General features: G+C 65.9%; 2 protein-coding genes. Both read right to left on the bottom strand.

Features of this window, described 5'->3' with window-relative positions; genetic code table 11:
- Positions 1-147: 147 nt before the first annotated feature.
- The gene (locus MJ797_RS05935) at positions 148-1359 is read right to left on the bottom strand and encodes an agmatinase family protein (RefSeq protein ID WP_239332644.1); all 1212 of its coding nucleotides are present in this window, start codon (positions 1357-1359) and stop codon (positions 148-150) included.
- A 294-nt stretch (positions 1360-1653) separates the two neighbouring features.
- The gene (locus tag MJ797_RS05930; RefSeq protein ID WP_239332642.1) at positions 1654-3288 is read right to left on the bottom strand and encodes an FAD-dependent oxidoreductase; all 1635 of its coding nucleotides are present in this window, start codon (positions 3286-3288) and stop codon (positions 1654-1656) included.
- Positions 3289-3379 lie beyond the last annotated feature (91 nt).

Below are 3379 nucleotides of genomic sequence, written 5' to 3'. Positions count from 1 at the left end.
GCTCCTTGATCCACGCCCCTATTGCCGGGCGCTCTTACTAAGCTGCTCGCGCACGAGAATGCTGTGCCCGAAGCGCACTGCGGGACCCGCGGCCGGGAGCCGGCCGGGGTCCCGTCCGATCACGCCGTCAGCCAGCTCGGTGAAGCACTACCGGCTGTGCGGGTCGATGGTCGTGTTCAGGGGATCTGGATGATGATCGCTGGCGGCATCGGGATACGGCCCCCAGGCGTGGCGGCTGGTAGTGGCTGGCTTGCGGCCGAGCTTGCCGCTGCGGATCTGGGTGGCGAGGCTGTCGAGGATCACCCGGCTGGACAGCAGCGCGGTCTGTTCGGCCCAGTCATAGGGCGGGGAGCACTCGACGACCTCGATGCCCGCCAGCCCGGGTTCGGAGATCATCCGGACGAGGTTGAGGGCCTCGCGGGGCAGCAGGCCGCCCGGTTCGGGCCAGCCGGTGCCGGGGACGAAACCGGCGTCGATCACGTCGATGTCGAAGGACAGGTACACCGCGGTGGCGTCCTTCCACGCCGTCTCCAGGGCGACTTCGGCGATCTTCTCGACGCCGACCCGTTCCACGTCGCCGACGGTGATAACGGTCGTGCCGCGTTCGCGGCCGACCCTGACACCGGCCCGGGGCGCCTGCCAGCCTCCGATACCGATCTGGACCAGGTTCGTGGCCGGCGCATTGCGGATGTTGGTCGCGTGGAACCACGGCGTGGTGTGCATCCGCTCGTCGAGGTCGCTCTCCTGGGTGTCGACGTGCCGGTCGAAGTGAATGATCCCGATGTTGCCGTCCAGATACGGCGCCATCCCGCGGATGGTCGGGAAACCGATCGAGTGGTCCCCGCCCAGGACGACCGGCACCACACCCCGCCGCACGACGTGGGCCATCGCCTGGCTGATCTGGTCGAAGGACTTCTCCAGGTTCCCGGGGATGGTGAACACGTCCCCGATGTCGACCAGATTGAGCTGTTCACGCAGGTCGATGCCGAGTTCATAGGAGTAGGTGCCGAACAGGTTGGTCGAGCGCCGGATGCCCTGCGGGCCGAAGCGAGTGCCCGGCCGGTAGGTCGTCCCGGCGTCCAGCGGGACCCCGAAGATCGCTACCTCGGCGTCGCCGACATCGTGCACATCCTCGATATAAGGGCATTTCAGGAAGGTGCCCCGTTCGCCCGCGAAGTGCGGTGCCTCCCCGCGGGCGAAGGTCGGGATCGTACGATCGGTGATCGTCGGTGCGCCCGCCAGGCCGTGGGCGAGCCGGCGTTGGACCTCCTCCTCGGCCCGCCGGGTCGGCAGTTGTGCCTCAGCCCGTTGCGCCCAGCTTCCTTCAGCGTTGACCCGACTACTGTCAGATGTCGACATGCTGTCCTTCCCGGAAGGCACATCCACCCGCTCACCGGCGACGCCTTCCCGGTGATGGCCAGACGCGACGTCACCCCATGAACGGGGTCAAGCCTGACAGACAATCCACAGATCGTCGATTCGCCGATCGCCCCTTCGGCTTCGACCGCTACGTCGAGGAATGGACCGTCACATCGAGGAACGGACCATGGATGCCCACGGCATGAACCGCGCCGCAAGACCGAAATTAATCTCAGCCAGCAAGCAGTCTGCCCCGTAGCCGATTTCCGGCAGCTACCTGACGCTCCTATACGGTCACGCAGGTCTGATCGACAGCGAGTGCCGGAAGAAGTTCGACGGGTCCCACTTCTGCTTGGCCCGTTGGAGCCTGGCGTAGTTGCCCTTGTAGTAAAGCGTTTGCCAGGGCACTCCCGAAGTGTTGAACGCCGGGTCGGCCATGTCCGCGTCGGCGTAGTTGATGTAACACCCGTCAGCTTGTCCGTCAAGTTCCGGGGCACCGCCGGTGGCGGCAAAAAAATCCGCGTACAGGCCGCGGAGCCAGGCAAGGTTGACCGCGTCCTGGCCCGGGTCATCCCAGAGGTTCTGGAACAGCATCTTGAAGGCGGAGCTGCGTTGAGCGCTGGCGGTGGCGTCCGGCGAGACATCGTTGATCCGTCCCCCGTACGAGAAGAGGAACACCATCGCCCGGGGGTTGGTGTAGGCCGGATCGGTCAGGCGGGTGTACAGCGCCGCCACCTGCTGGTCGGTGAAGTTCCGCCGGATCAGGGCGGACTTGTGGGCAGCCCGCAACGTTGGGTCGTTAACCGTGACGTTGCTGGTTCCGATCAAGCGGGTCGCCCGCATCCAGGGCAGCCGCCGGGCGGTCGCGAACTGCGGCATCGCCGGCTGCGGGTACAGCTGGACGCCCACACCGTCGTTGAGCGCGGCCACATAGTCCTTCAGGAGCTGATCCGCGTTCGGTACGGTGGCGTCCACCTGGGTGAGCACGCCGATGCCACCAGCCGCTCTGACGCCCACGTTGACGATGCTTGACAAGTAATGGTAAGGCGAGTCCGGCGAGCTGTTGGCCTCGTGCCAAGCTCCGTAGTTCTTCATCAGCCGGCTGAACTTCGCCTGGTCGAGATCGGCCCAGCGGATGGCGACGGCGTTGAGCAGCACCTCCGACGGAGGCGACATCAGCTGGGCCGCGGGCGAAGACCCGGTGGCGTCCGGAGAACGGAACCAGTACTTGGTGACCAGGCCGAAGTTGCCACCGCCACCGCCGGTATGGGCCCACCACAGCTCCCGGTTCGGATCGGTGATCTCTCGGGTCGCCCGCACGATCCGGACCCGCCCTCCAGCATCCACAGTCACCACCTCGACGGCATAGAGGTGGTCGACCACCAGTCGATGCTGCCGGGACAGCAGGCCGTATCCCCCGCCCGCGACATGGCCGCCCGCGCCGACGCTGTAGCAGACCCCGGCGGGAAGGGCGACTCCCCAGCCCTTGTACAGCTTCTCGTAGATATTGATCAGACGAGCGCCAGGCTGGATGGCAAACGCACCCAGCTCGGGGTCGTAGTCCACGGAGTTCAGATCGGAGAAATCCAGGATGACCTGGACGTCGGGATTGCAGGCAAGGTCCGTGAAACAGTGACCGCCGCTACGCACCGAGACCCGTTTTCCGGCCGTGGCTGCCGCGCGTAACGCGGAGACCGCATCCTCCGTGGAATGGATCATTCGAATGTACTCGGGTCTGGCCACAAAACGCTGGTTGTTCCCGGTCGTCAGCAACGCATAACGCGGATCGGCCGGCCCGATCGTCGGGCCGGTGGCTGGGTCCACATGGGCGGCAGCGGGGGCGGCCCCCGCAAGCACAGCGGCGCCACCGACTCCTGCGGTACCGCTCAGCAGGACTCGTCTGTTGATTCGATGGCCTGGCGATTTCACGATCAATATCCTCTCGATCATCGGGTTGTGGGGGAGCGCACGCAAGAGCGCCCGGCAACAGAGGCATGGATCAAGAAACACGCCTAGGGCG

Source organism: Protofrankia sp. CiP3 (genome assembly GCF_917627345.1).
In the GTDB taxonomy this organism is placed as follows: domain Bacteria; phylum Actinomycetota; class Actinomycetes; order Frankiales; family Frankiaceae; genus Protofrankia.
This window is presented reverse-complemented; position numbering and strand designations above follow the sequence as displayed.

Excerpts from the sequence above, each read along its gene's own strand:
- MJ797_RS05935 (WP_239332644.1), bottom strand. The coding sequence starts at position 1,359 with ATGTCGACATCTGACAGTAGTCGGGTCAACGCTGAAGGAAGCTGGGCG.